The following is a 26351-nucleotide window of genomic DNA, read 5'->3' as shown; positions in this document are numbered from 1 at the left end:
GGGGGCCAGGCCCGTCGGGGTGCTGCCGGTGAGGCGTTCGTCGCACAGGTCCGGCGCGGGCCCTGCACCGCGCGTACGCGCAGAGCAAGAAAGGCGGGAACCGGACAGGGGTGTTCCGGCGTCCTGAATGGCCCTCCGGGAGCCTGAACGGAACTGTCCGTCGCCCCGCCAACTACCGTCCGTACGTGCAGTCTTGTGTTGTCACCGACGGAAAGCGGAATGCGCGGATCGGGCTTCGGAGAGGGGTAATATTCAAGCCGCGCGGCCGGCTGATCATGAGCCTGTCACCGTGGACCGCGCGCTCTTCCGTGCACCCGGGGCGCCTTGCGGCGCGCCCTGCACGGAAAGTCCGCGGCGCGGCGACCCCTCCCGGTTCGGGGGCCAGGAGGGTGCGTCGGCGGCGCGGCCGCGCCGTCGGACGCAGTCCGACGCAGCGGACCGGAGCCGGAGAGGCCCGCCAGGGCCGAGCCGTACGGGGGCGCGAACGAAAAGCAGAGGCCCGGCCGGAGTGATCCGGCCGGGCCTTCTGGTGCGTGTGCTGCGGGTCAGACCAGGCGGGCCACGCCGTCGGCCTTCGCCGCCGCGGCGACCGCGGTGGCGACGGCCTCGGCCACGCGCTCGTCGAAGGGCGACGGGATCACGTAGTCGGCGGCGAGCTCGTCACCCACGACACCGGCGATGGCGTCGGCAGCGGCGATCTTCATGCCCTCGGTGATCCGGCTGGCGCGGACCTTGAGGGCGCCCGCGAAGATGCCGGGGAAGGCGAGCACGTTGTTGATCTGGTTCGGGAAGTCCGACCGGCCCGTGGCCACGACCGCCGCGTACTTGTGCGCGACGTCGGGGTGGACCTCCGGGTTCGGGTTGGCCATGGCGAAGACGAACGCGTTCTGCGCCATCGAGGCCACCGCCTCCTCCGGCACCGTGCCGCCGGAGACGCCGATGAAGACGTCCGCGCCGGCCAGGGCGCTCTCCAGGGAGCCGGTGAGGCCGGTCTTGTTGGTCAGGCCCGCGATCTCGGCCTTGACGTCCGTCAGGTCCTCGCGGTCGGCCGAGACGACGCCCTTGCGGTCGGTGACGCAGACGTCGCCGATGCCGGCGTCCACGAGGATCTTGGCGATGGCGATGCCCGCCGCACCGGCACCCGAGATCACGGCGCGCAGGTCACCGAGCGTGCGCCCGGTCAGCTTCGCGGCGTTGCCCAGGGCGGCCAGCGTCACGATGGCGGTGCCGTGCTGGTCGTCGTGGAAGATCGGGATGTCCAGCTGCTCCTGCAGCCGGCGCTCGATCTCGAAGCAGCGGGGCGCGGAGATGTCCTCCAGGTTCACCCCGCCGAAGGACGGCGCGAGACGGACGACGGTCTCGATGATCTCGTCCGTGTCCTTGGTGGCGAGCGCGATCGGGACCGCGTCCACGCCGCCGAACTGCTTGAAGAGGATGGCCTTGCCCTCCATCACGGGGAGGGAGGCCTCGGGTCCGATGTCACCGAGTCCGAGCACGGCCGTGCCATCGGTGACGACGGCGACCACGTTGGACTTCCAGGTGTACTCGTTGACCAGCTCGGGCTGCTCCGCAATGGCGCTGCAGACCTTCGCCACGCCGGGCGTGTACGCGAGGGACAGGTCATCCTTGTTCTGGACCGGCACCGTGGCCTGAATGGCCATCTTGCCGCCCCTGTGCAGCGCGAACACCGCGTCCGGGTTGTTGTCCGTCGCGCTGTCGCTGCGAGGATTGACGATCTCCGCTGCCACTTTCTTGGCCCCTTAGGTCTTTGAATCGTTGAGGGTGGCCACTCCTGGTTAAGGGGTGGGCGGGCACCGCGTCCGTACTCCGCATCGACGGTTGGCCCGTCTCCGCGAAGGGGAGGTTCGTACGCGCGGGCGCGCCGCACGCGCGCCCTGAGCCCCGGATGAGGGGTGTAAGGATCCGTTGTACCGGATGAACGCTCACCCAGACGAGTCGATTCCTGCTCGACTGTAAGCCCCTTGTCCCGTTTTCGGCGAAAGGTCCAAACGGCTCTGTCCAACAGGCGAGACGTGCTGCAAATAGTCCGTCAAAAGCGCCTGGTCGCCGGGGTTCCTGCGGCGTCGGGGCCTGCTGCCCGCAGGGCTGTTGGGTACCCCCGCCCACCCGTTATCCGATTTTGACCTGACGAACTGCCTGAATGCGTCAGTCCGAATGGCAAGATGCCGTAATCACACGAGGTCGCGACACTCGAAGGTGCGTGCCCGACCGCTCTCGGATGCTTTCCCCAGCCACCCGGAGGAACCAGCTCATGACCGCTAGCACCACTCGTCGTACGACCGCCGCCCGGTCCCGGATCGCCGCGGTCGGCGCGATCGCGGTCGCCGGCGCCCTGATCCTCACCGGCTGTGGTGACCAGACGGAGAAGGGCTCCACGTCCACTCCGACGGGCGGTGCGGCGTCCAAGGACACCTCCGCCCCGCTCTTCTCGGCCCTGCCGAAGAAGATCCAGGACGCCGGTGTCATCAAGGTGGGTACGGACTCCGCGTACGCCCCGATGGAATTCGTCGAGAACGGCAAGATCGTCGGTGTCGACCCCGACATCGCCGAGGCCCTCGGCAAGCAGCTCGGCGTGAAGTTCCAGTTCACCGCGGGCACCTTCGACGGCCTGATCACCTCGATCTACTCGGGCCGCCAGGACGCGATCATGTCGTCGATCACCGACAACAAGAAGCGCCAGGAAGGCCTTGACGACAAGGGCCAGAAGATCGGCAAGGGCGTCGACTTCGTCGACTACTTCTCCTCCGGCCTCTCCCTCCTCGTGAAGAAGGGGAACCCCGAGGGCATCAAGTCCATGGACGACCTCTGCGGCAAGACCGTCGCCGTCCAGCGCGGCACGATCTACGAGGACACCTTCAAGGCCCAGGCCGAGAAGTGCGGTGACAAGAAGCTCACCATCCAGGCCTTCGACACCGACGCCGAGGCGCAGACCCGCGTCAAGGCCGGCGGCGCTGTCGCCGACCTGAACGACTACCCGGTCGCCGCCTACACGGTGAAGACCTCGGGCGGCGGCAACGACTTCGAGATCGCCGGCCAGCAGAGCGACGTCGGCCTCTTCGGCATCGGCGTGAGCAAGGAGAACACCCAGCTCCGCGACGCCCTCAAGCAGGCCCTCGACGCCATCATCAAGGACGGCTCCTACGCCAAGGTCCTGGAGAAGTGGAACGTCGCGGACAGTGCCGTGAAGGAAGCCACGGTCAACGCCGGCCAGTGACCCCCCACGCACCAACGAGTTCCACTGAAGGGCAGTCATTGTGACTGACAAGATCGACAAGGGTCCGGCCGCAACCCCGCCGGCCGGACCCGGCGCCTCGGGCACCCCGTACGAGGCCATCAAGGCAATCCCGGTCCGGCACTACGGTCGCTGGATCAGCGGCGTGATCGTGGTCGCGCTGCTCGGCTGGCTCGTCTACGCCTTCTCCCAGGGCAACGTGATCTGGGCGACGGTCGGCGACAAGCTGTTCGACCCGGCGATCATGAGCGGTCTCGGGAACACCGTGATCATCAGCGTCTCCGCCATGGCGCTGGGCCTCGTGCTCGGCATCCTCTTCGCGGTGATGCGCCTCTCCAAGAACCCGGTGACGAACTCCGTCGCCTGGCTCTACATCTGGTTCTTCCGCGGCACCCCGGTGTACGTCCAGCTGCTGGTGTGGTTCAACCTGTCGCTGATCTTCCAGTACATCAACCTCGGTCCGATCTACAAGAACGAGACCGTTGACGTCATGACCCCGTTCATGGTGGCCCTGCTGGGCCTCGGCCTGAACGAGGGCGCGTACATGGCGGAGATCGTCCGGGCCGGCATCCAGTCCGTCGACGAGGGCCAGACCGAGGCGGCGCACGCACTCGGCATGCCCCAGACGAAGACCATGGCCCGCGTCGTGCTGCCCCAGGCGATGCGCGTGATCATCCCGCCGACCGGCAACGAGTTCATCAACATGCTGAAGACCTCGTCCCTGGTCTCGGCGGTGCAGTACACCGAACTCCTGCGGGCCTCCTCGAACATCGGCAACACGGCCGGTGCCATCATGGAGATGCTGTTCGTGGCCTCGGTCTGGTACCTGGCCCTGACCAGTGTGTTCAGCGTCGGCCAGTACTACCTGGAGCGCCGCTTCGCCCGTGGTTCCACGCGGAACCTGCCGCCGACGCCGTTCCAGCGCCTGCGTGCCAACCTGAACATGTTCCGCCGTACGGAGGTCGCGCGATGACCGCCCAGCCGATGGTCAAGGCAGAAGGCGTCCACAAGTCGTACGGCGCCGCCCACATCCTCCGGGGCATCGACCTCGAAGTCGCCCCCCGGGAGGTGTTCTGCCTGGTCGGCCCGTCCGGCTCCGGCAAGTCCACCTTCCTGCGGTGCATCAACCACCTGGAGCGCATCAACTCCGGGCGGCTCTCGGTCGACGGCCAGCTGGTGGGCTACCGCCAGAAGGGCGACAAGCTCTACGAGCTGAAGGACAGCGAGGTCGCGGCCCAGCGCCGTGAGATCGGCATGGTCTTCCAGCGCTTCAACCTGTTCCCGCACATGACGGCCATCGAGAACGTCATGGAGGCCCCCGTCCAGGTCAAGGGCGAGAGCAAGTCGGTGGCGCGGGCGCGCGCCGTCAAGCTGCTCGACCGCGTCGGCCTGGGCGACAAGGGCGGGAACTACCCCTCGCAGCTCTCCGGCGGCCAGCAGCAGCGGGTGGCCATCGCCCGTGCGCTCGCCATGGAGCCCAAGCTGATGCTCTTCGACGAGCCCACCTCGGCGCTCGACCCGGAGCTCGTCGGCGACGTCCTCGACGTCATGCGGGACCTGGCCGAGTCGGGCATGACCATGATCGTGGTGACCCACGAGATGGGCTTCGCCCGCGAGGTCGGCGACAACCTCGTCTTCATGGACGGCGGCGTCGTGGTCGAATCCGGCCACCCGCGCGAGGTCCTCGGCAACCCGCAGCACGACCGGACGAAGGCGTTCCTGTCCAAGGTGCTGTGACGCTGCGCTTGCTCGGCATGAGGAGGGGCGGTACGGGATCCCGTACCGCCCTTCCTGTGTTTCGATTCTTACTTTCCTACAAGTCCCTACCTGAGACCTAGGACCAGGGCGTCGGAGGGGGAGCGCCACACCGTCCGGGCCTCCGCGAAACCCGCCTCGCGCAGGGCGCGGACGTGCCAGGCCGCGTCGGGGGTGTCGCCGTCCGCGTGCTCCCCGTAGATCTCGTAGCGGCGCCTGGTCGGCTCCGCGAGCACCGGATCGGCGGCGGCCAGCGCCCACCAGTCCGCCCAGTCCAGCGCCCCCGCGGCGCGGGCCCGGTCCATGGCGGCGTGCCGGTGGGCGCGGTCGGCGGCGTTTATCCGCGGGGTCGCCGGATCGGGCATGTGGTCGGCGTTCATGAACACCCCGCCCTCCCGCACCAGTGGCGCGATCTGCCCGTACAGCACGGCGAGCTCGGGGCTGTGCAGCCAGTGCAGGGCGGTGGCCGTCAGGACCGCGTCGTACGAGGGGTGCGGGAGCGCCGAGACCCAGGCGGGGTCCTTCAGGTCGGCGGCGACGAAGGCGGCCCGGTCGTCTCCCGCGAAGTGGCCCCGGGCGATGGTCAGCAGCGCCGGGTCGAGATCGACGCCCGTGCTGGTGGCGTTCGGGAACCGCTTGAGGACGCGGTCCGTGATACTTCCCGTACCGCACGCCAGATCCAGAACCCGGGGGGTGGGCCCGACCAGCGCCTCGACCATGTCCAGCACCACCCGGAACCGCTCCTCGCGGTCGGGCATGTACCACTCCTGCTGCCGGTCCCAGCTGTCCTGCCAGGCCTGCCAGTCGGTCGTGGTCTCTGCCATCGCGAACCCCTCCGCCCGTAATACCCTCGAAAGTGTCTCAGCCGTTACCGAGACCCTAATCCGCAGCCGTAAGGACTACAAGTGGAACTGGCCCATTACTCGGACTATGCCGTGCGCCTGGTCAACACCGAGGAGCCGGCCCGCAACAAGGACGCCCTCACCTCCGTGGACGCCGTCCGCTCGCTCTTCGGCCCCGGGGTCCAGGCCGCCCGCCGGGTCACCGACGCCGACGTCACCCGCTTCCGCAACGTCCGCGGCCGCCTGCGCGCCGTCTTCGAGGCCGCCGACGGCGGCGACCACGTCCTCGCGGTCGACCTGCTGAACTCTCTCCTCATGGAGTTCCCGGTCAGCCCACAGGTCTCCGGCCACGACCACGTCGGCGAGGACGGCCGCCCCAACTGGCACATCCACCTCGCCGACCACCCCTCGAACGCCTCCGCCGGATACGCGGCCATCGCGTCCTTCGGGCTGGCCTTCCACCTCACCGAGCACGGCCCCGACCGGCTCGGCCTGTGCCAGGCGGCCCCCTGCCGCAACGCCTACCTGGACACCTCCACCAACCGCTCCCGGCGCTACTGCTCCGACCGCTGCGCCACCCGCGCCAACGTCGCCGCCTACCGCGCCCGCAAGCGGCTGGAGGCCGAGGCGTCCGCCCACAGCGGGCGAAGCGCCGAGGCGGCCCAGGACAACCGCGCCCTCAGCGAGCTCTGACCGGCCGGGCGCGGCCTGAAGCGCAGCACGGCCGTCGCGAGCACCAGCTCCTCGGGCACCGTCCCGTAGTCGGTGCTGTCGCCGGTCTCGTTGTACGGGTTGTCCCCGAGCACCCACCAGCCGCCCGGCCGCCGCTCCACCGCCCGCTTGACCACCAGCAGGTCCTGCTGGAAGGGGTGCCGCAGCACCACCACGTCACCCGGGCGGACCGGCGCCCCGTACCGGACCACCAGCCGGTCCTCGTGCAACAGCGTCGGCACCATCGACGGCCCCGCCACCTCCAGCACCTCGAACCGCACCCGCGCCCGCCCGTTCTCCGCCATGCGTGACCTCCTCACCAGCACCCGTCTCCGTGCGCATGCTGCCGCACGCTCCCGTACATTCGCTCACCGGTTCCGCCGGGCCCCTGGACTTTTGTCCTAAGCCCCTGGGGGCGCCCGCGAAATCCGGTTCTCCAGCGAGTAATCTCCCCCTTGAGAAGACGATCACGAGGAGGACACTCCATGCTTTCCCGCCTCTTCGCCCCCAAGGCGAAGGTCTCCGCCCACTGCGATCTTCCGTGCGGCGTGTACGACCCTGCCCAGGCCCGCATCGAGGCCGAGTCCGTCAAGGCCGTCCAGGAGAAGTACCAGGCCAACGAGGACGCCGACTTCCGCGCGCGCGCCATCACCATCAAGGAGCAGCGCGCCGAGCTGGCCAAGCACCACGTCTCGGTGCTCTGGAGCGACTACTTCAAGCCGCCGCACTTCGAGAAGTACCCGCAGCTGCACACCCTGGTCAACGACACCCTGAAGGCCCTCTCGGCCGCCAAGGCGTCCAACGACCCGGCGACCGGCCAGAAGGCCCTCGACCTCATCGCCGAGATCGACCGCATCTTCTGGGAGACCAAGGCCGCCTGATCCGGGCCGACTCCCGACGACGAAGGGGCCCGACCGCCGCGGCGGTCGGGCCCCTTCGTCGTCGGCCGCCCCCGGGGAAACGGCGGTCTCACTCGACGCTCAGGCGTCCTCGTCGTCCTCGTCGTCCAGCCGGGCCAGCCACGTGGCCAGGCGCTCCACCGGAACCTCGAAGTCCGGGTTCAGGTCGACGAAGGTGCGCAGCTGCTCGGCGAGCCACTCGAAGGTGACCTCCTCCTCGCCGCGCCGCTTCTCCAGCTCCTCGATGCCGCGATCGGTGAAGTACAAAGCGGGCTCCGTGCCGTGATGAAGGTGTGCAGGGGGTGTTTCCCGCCAGGATAATCCGCATGCCCGGCGAGACCTCCCCCGTCCCGCCCCCCGGCGCTAGCCTTGAACAGCCACAGACCTGAGGGGGCAGGGGATGCAGGACGGGCGCACGACCGGCACCGCGCGCGCCTACGAGCTCCTCGAACCCCTCGTCCAGGCCGCGACCGTACGCGTCCATGCGGCGCCGGGCGGGTATGCACCCTCTGGGACCGGCCCCACCTGGGGGAGCGGCTTCTTCGTCGCCCCCGGCTGGGTCCTGACGTGCGCGCACGTGGTCGGCGAAGGGGGTGCTGCGGTGCGTCTCGTGGGACGTGAGCTCGGCATCACCTTCTCTTCCGGCGGCGGCGCCACCGGAACCGTCACCGGCCGTGTCGAGTGCGTCCTGCCCGAGCGGCTGGAGGAGCGCCGGCCCGCCCGGCGGGCCCTGTGGGACCTGCCCGACCTGGCGCTGGTCCGCGTCCTCGCGCCGATCTCGCACGCCTGCGTCCGGCTGACCGACCGGGCCCGGCCGCGCCTCGACGAGGTCGCGTACTTCGGCTGTACCGAGGACCTCGGCACCCCCGAGATCACCGGCCGCACCACCCGGCTGCGCGGGACCGCCGCCAACGGCGCCGCCCTGCGCCTCGGCGACGAAGACGAGATCGAGCCCGGCATGTCCGGCGGTCCCGTCGTGGACCTGGCCCGCGGCGAGGTCATCGGCGTGGTCAAGGCCCGCCGGCAGGGCGGAGGCGGCGGGCTCGCCGTCTCCGTGATCCAGTTACGGACCCTGCCGCTCGCCGCCACCGGCCAGATCGGGCTGTACCGCCGGGTCATCCAGGCCCACGACCTCTACCACTACGACCAGCACCTCAGCGATCTGGGAACCCGCCGCACCTGGACCGACGTCCACGACGAGCTGCCCGCCGAGGACGACCCGTACGAGGGGCGCCGGCGGCTCACCCCCGCCGAGCGCACCACCCTGTGCGGGCTGCTCGCCGAACTCCCGCCGCCCCGCTCCTCCGAGGCCGTACGGGCCCTGGTCGAAGCGGCCCGCGGGGAGGAGCCGGACCCGGCCCTGCCCGCCCCCCTGAGCTGGCGCGACGGCCTCGGGATGCTGCTCGACCCGCCCGGCGCCGCCGGGGAGGCCGCCGCGATGCTCCGGTACGCGACCGACGTGAGCGTGGCCGACCACCGCGAGCCGCCGTCCCCCGGCGCCGACGAGGAGCTGTGGGACTGGGTCCGGGCCACGGCCGAGCGGCTCTGGAGGCCCCTGCGCCGCGAGCTCGCCGAGCGGCACGAACGCGGCCTGGTCGAACGGGAACGACGCCGCCGCGCCCGGGCCGGCCGGCCCGCGGCAGCCCAGGGCCGGCCGGCCGCAGGGCCGCGGCCGGGGCCCTCCGTCCTGCTGGAGGCCTGGGCCCACGGCTGGGAGAACGTGTACGACTGGCGGGTCTCGGTGCTCGCCGGGCCCGCCCACCCGGAGCGGCTCACCCCCGTCGACTCGGGCGAACGCGTCACCGCGGCGGGACTGCCCGAGGCCCTCCGGGCCCCGCTCGCCGAGGCGTTCCGCCGCTGCGACACCCACGACGCGGCCGCCGTCCTCGAAGTCGCCGTCGCCCCCGAGCTGTTCGGGCTGCCCGTCGACACCTGGACCGTGACGGGCCGGGTCCCGCTGGGCGTGCAGCGGCCGGTGGTGCTGCGCCACCCCGCCGGGAGCGGCGAACCCCCGCCCGGCAGCGAGGCCGCCCACCGCAGGGCGGACCGCTGGGCCCGCGTCCAGGCCGGCCCGCCGCTGGACGAGCGGGCCGACTGCGCGCGGGGCCGCCCCCGGATCCCCGACCCGGCCTGGCTCGACGCACTGCCCGACAACACCGTGCCCGTGCACTGCCGGGCCGCCGACCAGGAGCCCACCCTCGGCTCCCTGCAGGCGGTCCACGACGCGGGGTACGGGGTCGCCGTCGGGCGGCGTCCCCCGGCCGATCCGGCCGCGCCGTGCGCGCCGTTCCACCGCGGGCTGCGCGAGGAGCTGACCGAGGCGGGACACGGCGAGCGGCTGCCGGAACGGCTCCAGGCGCTGCGGGCCCGCGCCCACGGAGCGGACCCGGACGCGTACTGGGCCGACGGGATGACCCTGATCTGGGAGGACCCTGCCCGCGCCCTGCCCGAGGACGAGCCGCTGCACGGTGACCTGTGACCGGAGGGAGGGAGCAGCAGTGAACGAGGAATGGCTCATATACCGGGGGGTGGGCGAACCCCACGACGGGATCGACGCACTGCCCGATCCGCCGCCCTGGCGGGACTTCGACGGCGGACCCGTCGGCGAGCCCGGCGGCCAGGCCGCGACCGCCGACGGGAACGTCACCCGGCGCCTCGGCGCGCACCGGCACGCAGCCGAACTGCACCGCCCCGAACCGGAGGAGCTGGAGGCCATCAACGCGGCGCTGTACCTGCGCCGCCCCCTGCTGGTCACCGGGTACCCGGGCACCGGGAAGTCGACCCTCGCGCACGCCGTCGCCCACGAGCTGAAACTCGGCCGGGTGCTGCGCTGGCCCGTGGTGTCGCGGACGGTGCTCCAGGAGGGGCTGTACCGGTACGACGCCATCGCCCGCCTCCAGGACGTGCAGATCGCCGCCGGCGGCGGCGCACCCGGCGGCGCCCCGGGCATCGGAAAGTACATCCGCCTCGGCCCGCTCGGCACCGCCCTGCTGCCCACCGAACGGCCCCGCGTCCTGCTCATCGACGAGCTCGACAAGAGCGACATCGACCTGCCCAACGACCTCCTGAACGTACTGGAGGAAGGCGAGTACGCGCTGCCCGAACTGGAGCGCGTCGCCGACACCGAACCCGAGGTGCAGGTGCTCACCGACGACGGGGCGAAGGTCACCGTCCGGGGCGGCCGGGTGCGCTGCCGGGCCTTCCCCTTCATCATCCTGACCAGCAACGGCGAACGGGACTTCCCCGCCGCCCTGCTGCGCCGCTGCATCCAGCTCAAACTCGGGCAGCCCGGCGAGAAACGGCTCGCCACCATGGTCCGCGCCCACCTCGGCGAGGAGGCCGCCCAGCTCGGTGCCGACCTGATCCGCGAGTTCCTCAGCCGCTCCCAGTCCGAACTCGTCGCCGCCGACCAGCTGCTGAACGCCATTTACCTCACCCACTACGCCGCCCCGCCCACCCGGGAGGACCTCGCCGACCTGCTCATCCAGCGCCTCGACCGTCCGAGGTGAGCGGCCGTGACCCCCGACCGGCCACCGGTCCCCCCGGGCCTGCGCGAACTGGCCGCGCTCCTGCGCACCGCGGGACTCGATCCCTCCGCCGAGGAACTCGCCGACGCCCTGTGGCTGGCCGGGCACATCGGCCCGCCCGCGGCCGGCGGCCCCCCGCGCCAGGAGGCCCGGATCAGGCGCCCGCGGACCGGGGGGGCGCCGCCGCCCGAGGAGGAGCCCGTACGGCCCGGCGCACCGGCCGAGGACCCCGTCCGGCTGTACGCCGCCCGGGCCCGGGGGGCCGTCGCGGCGGAGGCCGCCCTGCTGCCGGACGGGGGAGGGGTGCCCGTACGGGTGCCCGGGGCCGCGGCCCTGCCCCGGATACTCGACATCCAGCGGGCCCTGCGCGCCCTCCAGCGGCACCGGCCGCCCGGTCCGCCCACCCGGCTCGTGCTCGACGAGCCAGCCACCGCCGAGGCCAGCGCCCGGGCCCTCGGGCTGGTCATTCCGGTGCTGCGGCCGGAGAGCCGGCGCGAGGCGACCGTACGGCTGGTGATGGACGCGTCCCCGTCCATGGCCGTCTGGCAGGAGATGTTCGAGGAACTCCGGGCCGTGTGCGAGCGCTTGGGCGCCTTCCGGGACGTGCAGGTGCACTACCTGCACCGGCTCGCCGACGGCCGGGCGGCCCTCGGGCGCGGGCCCGGCCCCGGCACCCGGCTGCGCTCCGGGGACCAGCTGCGCGATCCCACCGGCCGGGCGCTGACCATGGTCGTCTCCGACTGCGCCGGCCCGCTGTGGCGCGAGGGCGAGGCCCAGCGGCTGCTGTACCGGTGGGCCGAGTGCACCCCCTGCGTGGTCGTGCAGCCGCTGCCCCAGCGGCTGTGGAACAGGAGCTGGCTGCCGACCGAGCGGGGCGCCCTCACCCGCATCGAAGGCGGGTCGGGCAGGCTGAAGTTCCGCCCCGACCGGCCGGCCCGGCCCGGGCGGCCCACCGGCGGGCTGACCGTCCCCGTCCTGCCGCCCCGCGCGACCGCCCTCGGCGCCTGGGCCCGCCTCGTCGCAGGACTGGGCACCGGGCCCGTACCCGCCGAGGTGGGCCGGGTGCTCGCCGACCACCCCGCCGCCCCCGTACCGCCGCCCCGGGCCGTGCGGCCGCCGCAGGAACTGGTGCGCCGCTTCCGCTCCTCGGCCTCGCCGCGCGCCGTGCAGCTCGCGGTGTACCTGTCGGCCGCGCCGCTGACCCTGCCGGTGATGCGCCTGGTCCAGCGCACGATGCTGCCCGACTCGGAGCCCTCGGACCTGGCCGAGGTCCTGCTCAGCGGGCTACTGCGGCGCGGCACCGCACCCGGGCAGTGGTACGAGTTCGTGCCCGGTGTCCAGGACGTGCTGCTCGGACCGCTCGGGCGGGACGAGGCCGCCCTCGTGCTCAAGCACTGCTCGGAGTACGTCCTCGCGCACTTCGGGCGGGGCGTGCGCAACTTCCCGGCGCTCGCCGTCTCGCAGCTGACCGGAGCGCCCCTCGTCGAGGAGGGCGGGGACGAACGGGTTGCCGCCGGACGCCTCCCGCAGGCCTTCGCCGAGGTCTCGGCGAGAGTCGTACGGCGCTACCTGCCCGGCCCCGACGAGGAGGAACGCGCCGCAGCCGTCCCGGACGCACCGCTCGGCCGGGCCTGGGCCGTGCGCACCGCCCGCGACCGGCTCGCCGCACCCGACCCCGACGCCGGCGGGCGCGGGCTGTACGAGGCCGCCGCCGTGCTGCGCCGGGCCGTGGCGGCCCCCGCCACCGCCGACGACCCGCCGGGGGAGGCGGAGTGCGAGCTCGCGGCCGTGCTGCTGCGGCTGTGGGCCCGCCGCCGGGACCCCGACCTGCTGACCGAGGCCCAGCGGGCCGTGACCGGGCTCCCGACCGCGCAGGCCCGGGCCGTCCTCGGCCGGGTGCTGTACGAACGGGCCCTGGAGGGCGCGCCCGACGCGGAGCTGCTGGCCGCGGCGGAACGGGAGTTCGCGGCGGCTGCCGCCGCCCCGGAGCTGGATCCGCAGCTGCGGCTGGACTGCGTGGTGCGGCGGGCCCAGACCCTGGTCCGGCTGGGGAAACTGCGGGAGGACACCGGGGCGCTGCGCGAGGCACGGGCCGCCCTGGAGGCCCTGGCCGGACCGGCCCCCGTACCGCTGGTGCAGGCCGCCCTGGGCCGGGTGCTGCTGGCCCTGCTGAGCCGCACGCCCGACCCGGCGGAGCGCACCGCCCTGGCCGAACAGGCCGCCGACCGCCTCGCCGCGGGGCTCGCCGCCGGGCCGGGTGCACGGATCCGGGTGGAGCTGGCGACCGCCCTGCGCCATCTGCCCGGGCGGCTGGAGGAGGCCGCCGAACAGCTGGGCCTGGCCCTCGCCGAGACCCCCGCGGATCCCGAACTGCGCCTGGCCGGGCTGGTCTGCCTGGCCAGGGTGCACCGCGCCCGGTACGCCCGGGACGGGGACCCGGCGGCCCTGGAGGACGCGGCCGAGGCCTACGGCCGGGCCCGCCGGCTGATCCCCCGGGACGGGGAAGCGTACGGGGAGCTGCTGCCCGAGTGGGGCGAGGTCCTGCTGGACCGGGCGCGGGCCGCCGACGGGCGGCGCTTCACCTCGGCCGCCGTACGGGTGCTGCGCGACAGCCGGGCGGCGGTGCCGCAGTCCGACCCCCGCTCGGCGCAGCGGCTGCTGCGGCTCGCGGCGGGGCTGCGGCTGCGGCACGCGTACGAGGGCGACCTGGTGGACCTGCGGGAGGCCGAGTACCTGCTGGAACTGGCCGTCCGGCAGAGCCGCGACCCGCTGGAGCAGGCGCGTGCCTGGCGGGAGCACGGAGACGTCCAGCAGGAGATCCACTCCCACACCCGGGGACTGGACCGGCTCGACCGGGCGGCCGACTCCTACCGTCGGGCGTGGCGCCAGGCGCTGGCCGCCGACCGGGAGGAGCGCGAGGAGGTGGCCGTGGAACTGGCCGCCCGGGTCCAGGAGCTGCGGGGGGAGGTGCTGGAGCGGCTGGCGCGGCCCCGGGCGGCCCTGGACGCCTACCGCTCCGCGGTGGAGCTCCTGGGGCGGCTCGGGACGGCCGCAGCCGACCGGAGGGAGGCGGTGCAGGTGCGCGTACGCCTGCTGGAGGCGGCGCTGTGACGTCCACCGGGGCTTGGAGGGCCGAGGCAGTGGGAAAGGGCAGTGGACCATTGAATGCGCAGACTCGACAGGGGGACGGGCAGCCCATGGTGACGCGGCACCAGGAAACGGCCACGACGGGAACAGCCTGCGCCGGAGCGTTACCGGACCTGTCCGGGTTCGATCTGGCCGCACTGCGCGCCATCGACCATCCCGTGCTCGCCCAGGTGATCGAGGGCATGGTGGAGCGGGTCACCCACCCCGCCGAAATCCTCAACGCCTTCGATTCCGGGGTCTCGTGACACAGCGCGTTCCCAGCGCCACTCAGCGCACGCAGAGTTGACCGTTTTCCGTCGTTAGCCCGGGCTGTCCGCGGGCAGGGATGGACCGTCCGCCGGGGGGAGGGAGTGCAGGCCATGAGGCAGACCCGCACGGGCGGCGCCGCGCTGCCCGCCCACCGCACGCACGCCCCCTGGCCCCACGCCCGGCTCGACGTGGCCGCAGCCCGCGCCCAGGGCCACCGGCCGCACCCCATACGGCAGTTCGTCCTCAAGACCCGCAGCCGCTGCAACCTCGCCTGCACCTACTGCTACGTCTACGAGATGGCCGACCAGGGCTGGCGCGGCCAGCCCGCCGCCATGGCCCCGGCCACCGTCGCCCGTACCGCCGAGCGCATCGCCGAACACGCCGCCGCCCACGCACTGACCCGCGTCGACCTCGTCCTGCACGGCGGCGAACCGCTGCTCACCGCACCCGACCGGCTCGCCGTCCCCGTCGACGCCGTACGGGCCGCGCTCGCCCGGACCTCGCCGCGCACCCGGGTCACCGCCACCGTCCAGACGAACGGCACCCTGCTCACCCGCGGCCGGCTCGCCGCGCTCGCCGACGCCGGGATCCGCGTCGGCGTCAGCCTGGACGGCGGGCTCCCCGCGCACAACACCCGGCGCGTGGACCACGCCGGACGGCCCGGCTTCACCGCCGCGGCCCGCGGCCTGCGGCTGCTCGCGCGCCATCCCGCCGGCTACGCCGGGGTGCTGTGCGTCATCGACCTCGACCAGGACCCGGTGGAGACCTACGAGTCCCTCCTCGCCTTCGCCCCGCCCGCCATCGGCCTGCTGCTGCCCCTCGCCAACTGGAGCACCCCGCCGCCCGGCCACCACCCGCCCCGGACCCCGTACGCCGACTGGCTCCTCGCCGTCTTCGAACGCTGGTGGCAGGACGGGGTCCTGCGCACCCGGATCCGGATCTTCGAAGAGATCATCGCCCTGCTGCTCGGCCTGCCCGCCGCCACCGAGACCCTCGGCCTCGCCCCGGCCGCCACCGCCGTCATCGAAACCGACGGCAGCCTGGAACAGGCCGACTCCCTGAAATCCGCCTACGAGGGCGCCGCCGCCACCGGGATGAGCGTGCACCGCCACAGCTTCGACCAGTTCCTCGACCACCCGGGGCTCGCCGCACGGCAGCTCGGCCTCGACGCCCTGGCCGCAGGCTGCCGCTCCTGCGAGCTCGTCACGGTCTGCGGCGGCGGCCACTACCCGCACCGCTACCGCGCCGGCGAAGGCTTCCGGCAGCCGTCCGTCTACTGCGCCGACCTCCAGGTCGTCATCCGGCACATCGCCGCCGCCCTGCACCGGGCCGCGGTCCCCGCGGTCCCCGCGGTCCCCGCGGCCCCCCGGGCGGCCGCCTCATGACCGGCACGGCCGCCACCCTGACCGGATTCACCGTCGGCTCGGCCACCCTGCGCGCCCTCGGCTCCACCGAACCCTGCGCCGAGGCCACCCGCCTGATCCGCGCCGTCCGCCGCTCCAAGCGCCTCGTCCTGCTGCGCGCCGTACTCGACGCCGTTCCCGCCGGCCGGGCCGCGGAGGCCGCCGACCACTGGGCCCTGCTGGAGGAGGCCGAACGGCACGACCCCGCAGCCGTCCACGACGTCCTGCACTACCCGGCCACCGGCGTATGGGCCGAGGAGACCCTGCGCAGGCTGCACGCCCCCGCCGGGCCGCCGCCCGACCTCGGCCACCTCGGGGCCCTCGCCGTCGCCGCCGCCCTGCGCTCCGGCATCACCTTCAAGACCGCACTGCGGCCCGCCGGCGGCCGCCTCGCCCTCCCCACGCTCGGCCTGCTGCGGCCCCCGCGCCCGGGCCCGCTCGCCCTCACCGAGCGCTCCTGGGACCCCGAGGACCCCGCGGTCCTCACCCTGCACACCCTCCCCGGGGGACACACCGCCCTCGACGACCTCGACCCGTACCGGGCCACCGGCCCCGCCCACCCGGCCAGCGCCCGCCCCGCCCGCCGGCTCACCCCCAAGGGGCACAAACGCTGGGACACCCAGTGGTCCGGCGCGCTCACCCTGCTCCAGCGCTACGACACCGCCCGCGCCGGGGAGGTCGGCCGGCTGCTGCGCTCCGTCGTCCCGCTGGGCGGCGGCGCCCGCTCCAGCGGCGCCACCCTGCCCGCAGCCGCCGGGGCCGTCCTCGCCCGCGCCCAGGCCCCGCCCGCCCTGGCCGCGACCCTCGTCCACGAGGTGCAGCACGGCAAACTGGCCGCCCTCGCCGACATCCTGCCGCTGCACACCGCCGACCGGACGCCCCTGCACTGGGCCCCCTGGCGCAGCGACCCCCGCCCGTTGGAGGGACTGCTGCACGGCGCGTACGCCCATCTGGCCCTGGCCGGCTACTGGCAGCGCGCCGCCCTCTACGGGGCCCGCGGCGCCTGGGCCCAGCACGCCCGGATCCGGGCCCAGGTGGCCGCCGTGCTCCCGGTCCTGCACGAGCATCCCCGACTGACCGCGGCCGGACGCCAGTTCACCGCCGCGATGACCGCCGCCGAGCAGGCCATGGACGAACTGCATCCGCCCGGTGACCAGCACGCCACCGCCCGCCGGGCCGTCGACCGCGAACGCCGCGCCTGGTGCGAGGACCACCCCGAACTCGCCCCGTTCGCACAGGGATGACGGACCGTCCGCTGCGGTACCTTTTCAACCCCGTCCACTGCCCGGATTCAGGGAGACGGCCGCATGACCACCGGTAGTCGGCAGGACCGAGACCGAGACGGAGCCGCGCAGCCGCAGCGCTTCGTCATCAGCTTCGCGGGCTTCAACCGCCCCTGGGCCGTGTGGATCGCCCACCGCCTGGAGGAGCACGGCCACCGCGTCGCCCTCCAGCGCTGGGACCCGCAGAACAGCCCGGGCATCGCGCAGGCCCTCGACGACCTCGCCCGCAGCGGCAGCCGCGTCCTGCTCGTCCTCAGCGAACGCTACTTCTCCGCGGGCACCCACACCGACGAGGAGTGGAACACGGCCCTGCGGACCGTCACCGACGACCACCCCGACCGGTTCGCCGCCGTCTGCCTCACCGACGCTCCGCTGCCCAGCGCCGTCGCCGTACTGGAGAAGACCGACCTGTGGGGCCTGGACGCGTACGAGGCCGAATACCGCGTGCTGCGCAGGCTGGAGCTGCCGACCGACCGGATCGGCACCGAGACCGGCCGCCGCGGCCCCCGCTTCCCCAACGACCCGCCCGAGATCTGGGGCCGGGTCCCGCGCCGCAACCCGCGCTTCACCGGCCGCAACGACGTCATCGGCCGACTGCGGGCCGCCCTGACCGAAGCCCCGCCCGGGGCCGCCACCGTGACCCTGCTCGGCCTGTCCGGGGTGGGCAAGACGCAGGTCGCCACCGAATACGCCTACCGTTTCGCCTCCGAGTACGACGTGGTGTGGTGGGTGCCCGCCGAGGACCGGCCCACCCTGCGCGAGCGGCTCGCCGACCTGGCCCCCGCCCTCGGCCTGCCACGCGGCGCGGGCAGCTACGGCGAGCAGATCCGGGCCGTCCTGGAGGCGCTGCGGCGGGGCTCCCCGTACCACCGCTGGCTGGTGGTCTTCGACGGCTGCGACAACCCCGACGACCTCACCGATCTGCTGCCGCAGGGCGCCGGCGACGTCATCATCACCTCCCGCAACCGTGAATGGGCCTCCCGGCACACCAGCCTCGTCGAAGTCCCGCTCTACGCCCGGCCCGAGTCGATCACCTTCATCCGCCGCCGGGCCATCCGGCTCACCGGCGAGGAGGCCGACCAGCTCGCCGAGGCCCTGGAGGACTACCCGCTCGCCCTCGACCAGACCGCCGGCTGGCTCGCCGACTCCCCGCTGACCGTCGGCGACTACCTGCGGCTGCTGCGGAGCCGGCTGGACTCGCGGGAGGCCGTCACCGTCTCCGACGACTACCCGCTGCCCTTCCCGACCGCCCTGGCGATACTCCTCAACAACGTCCGGGAGAACTTCCCCGACGCCCTCGCCCTGTTGCGGCTGTTCGTGTTCTTCGCACCGGGACCGGTGCCCCTGCGGCTGCTGCGCGAGTTCCCCGCCGCCGACGTGCCCGAACAGCTCGCCGGGCTGATCAACGACCAGATCCGGTGGAACGCGGCCCTCAACAAACTGGTCCAGTTCTCGGTGGTACGCCTCGAATACTCCGACCTGTCCGTGGAGGAGGGCGGCGGGCTGGAGACCGTACAGCTGCACCGCATGGTCCACGGCATCGTCCGCGAGGACCTCTCCGCGGACGAGGCCGAACCCCTCTCCCGCGCCGTGCGCCAGGTCCTCGCCGCCGCCGACCCCGGCCGGCCCTCCGATTCCCGGCTCTGGCCCAGGTACGCCGAACTCATCCCGCACCTGGAGAGCTCCGGCGTCCTGACCAGCACCAATCCGCGCATCCAGAACTTCCTGCTGCACTGCCTGCGCTACCTGATCCTCGCCGGGGAGTACCGCACCTGCCTGCGGCTCGCCGAACTGACCGACGCCGTCTGGCGCACGATGCTCGGCGACGACCACGACCAGGTGCGCGAGCTCAGCTACCACTACGGCGGCGCCCTGCGCATGCTCGGGCACTTCAAACGCGCCGAGACCCTCGCCAAGGCGGTCGCCGACCGCATGCTGGCCGAGCGGGGCGACCGCGACCTGGAAACCCTGCGCGCGACCAGCACCTACGCCGGGGTCCTGCTCAGCACGGCCAAGTTCGACCAGGCCCGGGAACTGCTGGAGCACGCCTTCGCCCGCTACCGCGAGCTGCTCGGCGAGGACGACCCCACCACGCTCAACGCCGAGAACAACGTCGCCGTCGCGCTGCGGCTGCTCGGCCGCTACCAGGAGGCCTACGACACCGACCTCGACACCCTGCGACGGCGCGAACGGGTCCTGCGCGTCCGGCACATCGCCACCCTGTCCTCCGGGATCGGCTGCGCGATGGGCCTGCGGCTCATGGGCCGCTACCGCGAGGCCCTCGCCCGCCAGGAACAGGGCCTCAAGCTCAACTCCCAGGTGCTGGGTGCCAACCACCCGCAGACCCTGCGCGCCGAGCACAACCTCGGGATGTGCCTGCGCCGCTCCGGGGACATCCCCGGCGCCGGAGCCCGGCTGCGCAGCGTCCTGGAGCGCTCGACGCGGGTGTTCGGCGCGACGTTCCCGTGGACGCTGATGGTGGCCTCCGACTACGCCACCCACCTGCGGGAGTACGGGGACATCGGCGAGGCCCGCCGGATCTCCGAGGAGGTCGTACGCGGCTACCAGACGCAGCTCGGCCTCGCCCACCCGTACAGCATCGGCACCGTCGGCAACCTCGGCCTGGTGCTGCGCGCGCAGGGCGAACGGGTCGAGGCACTCAGCCTCGCCGAACAGGCACTGGTCGGCATGCGGGGCGCGGTCGGCGAGCGGCACCCGTGGACCCTGGGCTGCGCCCTCAACGCCACCGGGCACCGCAACATCACCGGCCGCCTGGAGGACGCGCTCGACCTGAGCCGGGAGACCCTCCGCGGCTGCGAGCAGGTCCTCGGCCCCGACCACCCGATGACGCTGAGCGCCCAGATCGCCTTGGCGGCCGACCTCCGGTCGGTACGGGAGGACGTGGAGGCACAGAAGCACGAGGACGCGGGCCTGCGCGCCCTGACCCGCACCCTGGGCCCCCAGCACGTCCACACCGTCTCGGCCCGCCAGCAGATGCGCCCGTACTGGGACTTCGAACCACAGCCGTAGGCGGCGATCAGCCCCGACAGGGCGCACGGAGACGGCCCACGACGCCCCCGTTCCGCAAGCCGTTCCGGGCGCGAAAGGCCGTCGGCGCCCGGCCACCCGGGTGCCAGCCGCGCCCGGAACGGCCGGAAGGCCCGGCCCCCTTGAGGGGTCGGGCCTTCCTTGTTCAGCTCAGCGCAGCGACTAGGCCTCGAAGACCTCGTTCAGCAGCAGCTGCTGCTCCGCCTGGTGGCGCTTCGCGGAGCCCACCGCCGGGGAGGAGCCGTGCGGGCGCGAGATGCGCCGCAGGCGCTCGCCCGACGGGATGTCCGCGCCGACCGCCAGGTCGAGGTGGTCGATCAGGTTCAGCGCGATGAACGGCCACGCACCCTGGTTCGCCGGCTCCTCCTGCGCCCAGATGTACTTGGCCGCGTTCGGGAACTTGGCGATCTCCGCCTGGAGCTCGGCACCCGGCAGCGGGTACAGCCGCTCGATGCGGATGATCGCCGTGTCGGTGACACCGCGCTTCTGCCGCTCGGCCTCCAGGTCGTAGTAGACCTTGCCCGCGCAGAAGACGACCTTGCGCACCGCGTTCGGGTCGACGGTGGAGTCGCCGATGACCGGGCGGAACGAACCGCTCGTGAACTCCTCCGCCTTCGACGCCGCGGCCTTCAGGCGCAGCATCGACTTCGGGGTGAAGACGATGAGCGGCTTGTGGTGCGGGTTGTGGACCTGCCAGCGCAGCAGGTGGAAGTAGTTCGACGGCAGCGTCGGCATGGCGACCGTCATGTTGTTCTGCGCGCACAGCTGGAGGAAGCGCTCGGGGCGGGCGGAGCTGTGGTCCGGGCCCTGGCCCTCGTAGCCGTGCGGCAGCAGCAGCGTGACGCCGGAGGTCTGGCCCCACTTCTGCTCGGCCGAGGAGATGAACTCGTCGACGACGGTCTGCGCGCCGTTGACGAAGTCACCGAACTGGGCCTCCCACAGGACCAGCGCGTCCGGACGGGCCAGCGAGTAGCCGTACTCGAAGCCCATGGCCGCGTACTCCGAGAGCAGCGAGTCGTAGACGTTGAACCGGGCCTGGTCGTCCGACAGGTACTGCAGCGGGGTGTGGTCCTCGCCGGTCTCCCGGTCGATCAGCACCGCGTGGCGCTGGCCGAAGGTGCCGCGGCGGGAGTCCTGGCCCGACAGCCGGACCGGGGTGCCCTCCATCAGCAGCGAGCCGAAGGCCAGGGTCTCGCCCATGCCCCAGTCGATGGTGCCCTCGTCGATCATCGCCGCGCGGCGCTGCAGCTGCGGCAGCAGACGCGGGTGGACGGTGACGTGGTCGGGGATGTTGACCTGCGACTCGGCGATCCGCTTGACGACCTCCGGGGAGACCGCGGTGTCCACGGGCACCGGGAACTCGGCCTGACCGGCCGGGGCGACCGGCGGGGCGACCGCGGGCTGCGTGGCGGCCTCGCGGACCTCCGCGAAGACCTTCTCCAGCTGGCCCTGGAAGTCCTGGAGCGCCTGCTCGGCCTCTTCGAGCGTGATGTCGCCGCGACCGATGAGGGACTCGGTGTAGAGCTTGCGCACCGAGCGCTTCTTGTCGATCAGGTCGTACATCAGCGGCTGCGTGAAGGCCGGGTTGTCGGACTCGTTGTGGCCGCGGCGGCGGTAGCAGATGAGGTCGATGACCACGTCCTTGTTGAACGCCTGGCGGAACTCGAAGGCGAGCCGCGCGACGCGGACCACGGCCTCCGGGTCGTCACCGTTCACGTGGAAGATCGGCGCCTCGATCATGCGGGCCACGTCGGTCGCGTACATCGAGGAACGCGAGGACTCCGGGGCGGCGGTGAAGCCGACCTGGTTGTTGATCACGACGTGGACGGTGCCGCCGGTGCGGTAACCGCGCAGCTGCGACATGTTGAGCGTCTCGGCGACGACGCCCTGGCCGGCGAAGGCCGCGTCACCGTGCAGCGCGACGGGCAGGACGGTGAAGTCCGTACCGCCCTTGTTGATGATGTCCTGCTTGGCGCGGGCGACACCCTCCAGGACCGGGTCGACCGCCTCCAGGTGGGAGGGGTTCGCGACGAGCGAGACCTTGATCTGCTCGCCGTCGAGGCCGGTGAAGGTGCCCTCGGCGCCCAGGTGGTACTTGACGTCGCCGGAGCCGTGCATGGACTTCGGGTCGAGGTTGCCCTCGAACTCGCGGAAGATCTGCGCGTAGGACTTGCCGACGATGTTCGCGAGCACGTTCAGGCGGCCGCGGTGGGCCATGCCGATGACGACCTCTTCGAGGCGGGCCTCGGCGGCCGAGTCGATGACGGCGTCGAGCAGCGGGATGACGGACTCGCCGCCCTCCAGCGAGAAGCGCTTCTGGCCGACGTACTTCGTCTGCAGGAAGGTCTCGAAGGCCTCCGCCGCGTTCAGCCGGCGCAGGATGCGCAGCTGCTCCTCGCGCTCCGGCTTGGAGTGCGGGCGCTCGATGCGGTCCTGGATCCACTTGCGCTGCTTGGGGTCCTGGATGTGCATGAACTCGACGCCGGTGGTGCGGCAGTACGAGTCGCGCAGCACGCCGAGGATGTCGCGCAGCTTCATCATCGACTTGCCGGCGAAGCCGCCGACCGCGAACTCGCGCTCCAGGTCCCACAGGGTGAGGCCGTGCTCGGTGATGTCGAGGTCGGGGTGCTTGCGCTGCTTGTACTCCAGCGGGTCGGTGTCGGCCATGACGTGGCCGCGGACCCGGTAGGAGTGGATCAGCTCGAAGACGCGGGCGGCCTTCGTGACGTCGTCGTCGTGCGAGGCGTCGATGTCGCGGTTCCAGCGAACCGGCTCGTACGGGATGCGCAGCGACTCGAAGACGCCGTCGTAGAAGCCGTCCTCGCCGAGCAGCAGGTTGGCGACGATGCGCAGGAACTCGCCGGAGGCCGCGCCCTGGATGACCCGGTGGTCGTAGGTCGAGGTCAGGGTCATGACCTTGGAGATGCCCAGCTTGTTCAGGGTGTCCTGCGAGGTGCCCTGGAACTCGGCCGGGTAGTCCATGGAGCCGACGCCCATGATGACGGACTGTCCGGGCATCAGGCGGGGCACGGAGTGCACGGTGCCCAGGCCGCCGGGGTTGGTCAGCGAGACGGTGACGCCGGTGAAGTCGTCCATCGTCAGCTTGCCGACGCGGGCGCGGCGGACGATGTCCTCGTACGCCTGCCAGAACTCGAAGAAGTTGAGGGTCTCGGCCTTCTTGATGCCGGCGACGACGAGCTGGCGGTCGCCGTTCGGCTTCACCAGGTCGATCGCGAGGCCGAAGTTCACGTGCTCCGGCTTGACCAGGGTCGGCTTGCCGTCCTTCTCCGCGAAGGAGTAATTCATGGACGGCATGGCCTTGATGGCCTGCACCATCGCGTAGCCGATGAGGTGGGTGAAGGAGATCTTCCCGCCCCGGGCGCGCTTGAGGTGGTTGTTGATGACGATGCGGTTGTCGAACAGCAGCTTCACCGGGACGGCGCGCACGGACGTGGCCGTCGGCACCTCCAGCGAGGCGTTCATGTTCTTCGCCACGGCGGCAGCCGGGCCGCGGAGCGTCACCAGCTCGGGGCCCGCGGGGGCCTCGGCGGCGGGCGCGGCCTGCTTGGGGGCTGCGGTGGCGGGAGCGGCGGCCGGGGCCTGAGAGGCGGGCGCGGCCGGTGCGGCGGCCGGGGCCTGGGAGGTGACAGTCACAGCAGGGGCACCAGAGGGGGTGGCAGGAGCAGGGGCAGGAGCTGACACAGGAGTGGGCGCGGCAGATGCGGGCGCGGCGTCGGCCGCTGCGGTGGAGCCGGTGCCTGCACCGGGGCCGGCCGCCCCCGTGGCGGCAGCCTCGGAGACCTGCGGGGCCTGGGTGACGGCCGTGGCGGCCTGTGCGGAGGCGCCATCCGTCACCGGGGACTTCTTCGGTTCTTCGGCCTTCGCGGGAGCGGCAGCGCCGCCCGGCTTGTAGTCGGCGAAGAAGTCCCACCAGGCCCGGTCGACCGAGTTCGGGTCCTGGAGGTACTGCTGATAGATCTCGTCGACGAGCCACTCATTCGCGCCGAAGCCCGAGGCAGGGGTCTTCCCGCCCCCTGCTGCTTCGGTCGTGGTGGTCGGGTTACTGGGGGACTGTGGCGACACGGCGGCAACCGCCCTCTTCCGCTTCACAAGGTATGGACAGCGGGAATAAAGGCTACGCCTCTCCAGGGGTGAGATGCAGACCGGGCCGGACTTCCGTCATGTAGGTCACACCGAACGGCGGGTTTCGCCGCGCGGAATGGCGGGAAACCAGCCAGGTTCGGGTAGGCGGCACCCAGGTTGCGGCCCCCTTGGCTTCGCACCCCTGACGGACCCCGGGCACGTGTGGCCGAGATCATGTCCTTCCCACTCGAACCCTACGTCAATGAGGCGCCTGTGAACTGCCCGGAAGCGTGACAAGGATGCGGCAGCCGCGTGACGATTCGGCCACTCCGATGTCCCCTCCGTGCAGGCCGACGGCCCAACGGGCGATCGCCAGGCCCAGCCCGGTGCCCCCGTCGCCGCCGTGGGCGCTGCCGCGGTTGAACCGTTCGAAGACCCGGTGCCGCTCGGCCTCGGGGATGCCGGGGCCCTCGTCCCGTACCTCCAGCGCCAGGCTCCCCGGAGTCTCGCCCGCGCGGGCCCGGACCGTGACCCGGCCGTGCGGCGGGCTGTGCTTGACCGCGTTGTCGATCAGGTTCGCCACCACCTGGTGGAGGCGCTCGGCGTCCGCGTAGGCCGTCAGTCCGGACGGGAAGACGTCGAGGTGCAGGTGCACGTCGTTGCGGGTGTGCCCGCCCGAGCCGGACGACAGGCCCGGTCGGCCGGCGGCGGCGAGGCCCGACTCCTTCAGCACGCCCGACAGGTACGGCCACACCTCGAAGCGGCGGGCCTTCAGCGGCACGACCCCGTTGTCCACCCGGGACAGGTCCAGCAGCGTCTCGACCAGCCGCCCCAGCCGCTCGGTCTGCTTCAGCATCGTCCGCATGGTCTCCGGGTCGGCGGCCGAGACCCCGTCCACCACGTTCTCCAGCACCGCCCGCAGGGCGGCGATGGGCGTGCGCAGCTCGTGCGAGACGTTGGCGACCAGCTCCCTGCGGTGCCGGTCCACCGCCTCCAGGTCGTCCGCCATCAGGTTGATGGTGGAGGCCAGGTCGCCCAGCTCGTCGCGGCGCCCCGCCCCGCGGACCCGGCGGGTGAAGTCCCCGTGGGATATCGCCCGGGCCACGGTGGTCATCTCGTCCAGCGGCGCCGTCAGGCCGTGCGCGACGAACTGGGTGATGAGCATCGAGGCGATCACCGAGAAGACGGTGATGAACCGCAGCTCCGTGTCCGTGCGCAGGGCCACCATCAGCAGCCCCGTGGTGATGAAGACCGACACCACGACCAGCGTGCCCAGCTTGGTCTTGATCGAGAAGGGGGAGTACGGCCTCAGCTGGTGGGCGGGCCGGGGCCGCGGCGGGCGGCCCGTACCGGGGCCCGTGCCGGGGCCTGTTCCGGAGCCCGTACCGGGGTGCATGCCGCGGCTCATGCCTGGGCCGGGGTCTCCAGGGCGTACCCGACGCCGTGGACCGTACGGATCCGCTCCGCCCCGATCTTGCGGCGCAGGGCCTTGATGTGGCTGTCGACCGTACGGGTCCCGGACGCGTCGGCCCAGTCCCACACCTCGGCCAGCAGCTGCTCCCGGGAGAGCACCGCCCGCGGGGTCCCGGCCAGGCACACCAGCAGGTCGAACTCGGTCGGGGTCAGGTGCACGTCCTCGGACTGGACCCGGACCCGGCGCTGCGCGTGGTCGATCTCCAGGTCGCCCAGCCGCAGCGTGGCCCCGCGCGGGGCGTGCGCGGCGAGCGTCGCCCGCTCCACCCGCCGCAGCAGGACGTGGACCCGCGCGGCCAGCTCGCGCATCGAGAACGGCTTCGTCATGTAGTCGTCCGCCCCGACCCCGAGCCCGACCAGCATGTCCGTCTCGTCGTCGCGGGCGGTGAGCATCAGCACCGGCACCGGCCGCTGCGCCTGGACCCGGCGGCAGACCTCCAGCCCGTCGAAGCCGGGCAGCATCACGTCGAGGACCAGCAGCTCGGGCTGCCAGCTCTCGGCCGCCGCCACGGCCGCGGGGCCGTCGAAGGCCGCCTGGACCTGGAAGCCCTCGGCGCGCAGCCGGGCCGCGATGGCATCGGCGATGGTGCGGTCGTCCTCGACCACGAGCACGCGCCGCTGAGCGCCGGGAGTGGCCGCGGCCCCGCTGTGGGTGGTGTGTGTCTGTTCCATTTCCGC

At 72.7% G+C, this 26351-nt stretch carries 19 protein-coding genes; 12 read left to right on the top strand and 7 right to left on the bottom strand.

From position 1 onward, the window contains the following. Window positions 1–545: 545 nt before the first annotated feature. Window positions 546–1748 carry an NAD(P)-dependent malic enzyme gene (locus AC0666_RS01340; protein WP_468963268.1) on the bottom strand — a complete coding sequence of 401 codons (1203 nt, stop codon included), beginning with the start codon at window positions 1746–1748 and terminating at the stop codon, window positions 546–548. Between the two features lie 524 nt (window positions 1749–2272). Between AC0666_RS01340 and AC0666_RS01335 the strand changes: the two genes are divergently transcribed. Genes AC0666_RS01335 through AC0666_RS01325 form a run of 3 tightly spaced genes read left to right on the top strand, consistent with a single transcriptional unit; the run spans window position 2273 to window position 4990 of the window. After that, complete coding sequence (locus AC0666_RS01335; protein ID WP_468963269.1) at window positions 2273–3235, top strand: ABC transporter substrate-binding protein; 963 nt, start codon at window positions 2273–2275, stop codon at window positions 3233–3235. Between the two features lie 40 nt (window positions 3236–3275). Then, window positions 3276–4226, top strand: a complete 951-nt coding sequence (locus AC0666_RS01330; RefSeq protein WP_468581467.1) for an amino acid ABC transporter permease — start codon at window positions 3276–3278, stop codon at window positions 4224–4226. Beyond that, window positions 4223–4990, top strand: a complete 768-nt coding sequence (locus tag AC0666_RS01325; protein ID WP_361717877.1) for an amino acid ABC transporter ATP-binding protein — start codon at window positions 4223–4225, stop codon at window positions 4988–4990. The genes AC0666_RS01330 and AC0666_RS01325 overlap by 4 nt, the downstream gene beginning before the upstream one ends. A gap of 86 nt (window positions 4991–5076) precedes the next feature. Here the strand turns inward: AC0666_RS01325 and AC0666_RS01320 are convergent, their stop codons facing one another. Continuing rightward, window positions 5077–5832: a class I SAM-dependent methyltransferase gene (locus AC0666_RS01320; protein ID WP_478706898.1), complete on the bottom strand. Its 756-nt coding sequence runs from the start codon at window positions 5830–5832 to the stop codon at window positions 5077–5079. Between the two features lie 81 nt (window positions 5833–5913). Here AC0666_RS01320 and AC0666_RS01315 point away from each other — a divergent pair, with 81 nt between their 5' ends. Beyond that, window positions 5914–6543 carry a CGNR zinc finger domain-containing protein gene (locus AC0666_RS01315; protein WP_468963271.1) on the top strand — a complete coding sequence of 210 codons (630 nt, stop codon included), beginning with the start codon at window positions 5914–5916 and terminating at the stop codon, window positions 6541–6543. Here AC0666_RS01315 and sodX read toward each other — a convergent pair. Further along, a complete protein-coding gene (gene sodX, locus AC0666_RS01310) occupies window positions 6447–6866 on the bottom strand; it encodes a nickel-type superoxide dismutase maturation protease (RefSeq protein WP_478706897.1) in 420 nt (139 codons plus the stop codon). The genes AC0666_RS01315 and sodX overlap by 97 nt on opposite strands. A 180-nt stretch (window positions 6867–7046) precedes the next feature. Here sodX and sodN point away from each other — a divergent pair, with 180 nt between their 5' ends. Next, complete coding sequence (sodN, locus tag AC0666_RS01305) at window positions 7047–7442, top strand: superoxide dismutase, Ni (RefSeq protein WP_048475438.1); 396 nt, start codon at window positions 7047–7049, stop codon at window positions 7440–7442. 99 nt (window positions 7443–7541) lie between these two features. Here sodN and AC0666_RS01300 read toward each other — a convergent pair whose 3' ends face one another. Further along, complete coding sequence (locus AC0666_RS01300) at window positions 7542–7727, bottom strand: DUF6104 family protein (RefSeq protein ID WP_003966321.1); 186 nt, start codon at window positions 7725–7727, stop codon at window positions 7542–7544. Between the two features lie 133 nt (window positions 7728–7860). On the opposite strand from AC0666_RS01300, the gene AC0666_RS01295 reads away from it, so the two are divergent. The 7 genes from AC0666_RS01295 (at window position 7861) to fxsT (ending at window position 20099) form a co-directional block, all read left to right on the top strand. Next, entirely contained in the window at window positions 7861–9939 is a 2079-nt protein-coding gene (locus tag AC0666_RS01295) for a VMAP-C domain-containing protein (protein WP_478706896.1), read from the top strand. Window positions 9940–9958: 19 nt separating this feature from the next. Beyond that, window positions 9959–10969, top strand: a complete 1011-nt coding sequence (locus AC0666_RS01290) for an AAA family ATPase (RefSeq protein WP_468963273.1) — start codon at window positions 9959–9961, stop codon at window positions 10967–10969. A 6-nt stretch (window positions 10970–10975) separates the two neighbouring features. Then, window positions 10976–14098: an SAV_2336 N-terminal domain-related protein gene (locus AC0666_RS01285; protein WP_478706895.1), complete on the top strand. Its 3123-nt coding sequence runs from the start codon at window positions 10976–10978 to the stop codon at window positions 14096–14098. Between the two features lie 86 nt (window positions 14099–14184). Next, window positions 14185–14379, top strand: coding sequence for an FxSxx-COOH cyclophane-containing RiPP peptide (gene fxsA, locus AC0666_RS01280; protein ID WP_468963275.1), 195 nt, complete (start codon window positions 14185–14187; stop codon window positions 14377–14379). Between the two features lie 114 nt (window positions 14380–14493). Further along, a complete protein-coding gene (locus tag AC0666_RS01275) occupies window positions 14494–15768 on the top strand; it encodes an FxsB family cyclophane-forming radical SAM/SPASM peptide maturase (protein WP_478706894.1) in 1275 nt (424 codons plus the stop codon). Continuing rightward, window positions 15765–17030 (top strand): HEXXH motif domain-containing protein, encoded by a 1266-nt coding sequence (locus tag AC0666_RS01270; protein ID WP_468963277.1) that lies wholly within the window; start codon window positions 15765–15767, stop codon window positions 17028–17030. Before AC0666_RS01275 ends, AC0666_RS01270 begins: the two co-directional genes overlap by 4 nt. 63 nt (window positions 17031–17093) lie before the next feature. Next, the gene (fxsT, locus tag AC0666_RS01265; protein ID WP_468963278.1) at window positions 17094–20099 is read left to right on the top strand and encodes an FxSxx-COOH system tetratricopeptide repeat protein; all 3006 of its coding nucleotides are present in this window, start codon (window positions 17094–17096) and stop codon (window positions 20097–20099) included. Window positions 20100–20279: 180 nt separating this feature from the next. Here fxsT and AC0666_RS01260 read toward each other — a convergent pair whose 3' ends face one another. The 3 genes from AC0666_RS01260 to AC0666_RS01250 all read right to left on the bottom strand — a co-directional run bounded on the left by AC0666_RS01260 (window position 20280) and on the right by AC0666_RS01250 (window position 26345). Continuing rightward, entirely contained in the window at window positions 20280–24200 is a 3921-nt protein-coding gene (locus AC0666_RS01260) for a multifunctional oxoglutarate decarboxylase/oxoglutarate dehydrogenase thiamine pyrophosphate-binding subunit/dihydrolipoyllysine-residue succinyltransferase subunit (protein WP_478706893.1), read from the bottom strand. 259 nt (window positions 24201–24459) lie between these two features. Beyond that, window positions 24460–25608, bottom strand: coding sequence for a HAMP domain-containing sensor histidine kinase (locus AC0666_RS01255; protein WP_469154216.1), 1149 nt, complete (start codon window positions 25606–25608; stop codon window positions 24460–24462). Beyond that, complete coding sequence (locus AC0666_RS01250) at window positions 25605–26345, bottom strand: response regulator transcription factor (protein ID WP_356849500.1); 741 nt, start codon at window positions 26343–26345, stop codon at window positions 25605–25607. Before AC0666_RS01250 ends, AC0666_RS01255 begins: the two co-directional genes overlap by 4 nt. Between the last annotated feature and the right edge of the window lie 6 nt (window positions 26346–26351).

This window comes from Streptomyces sp. NPDC043680 (assembly GCF_056436685.1).
Note: the sequence above shows the minus strand (reverse complement) of the source record. Positions and strands in the feature narration are given on the sequence as shown.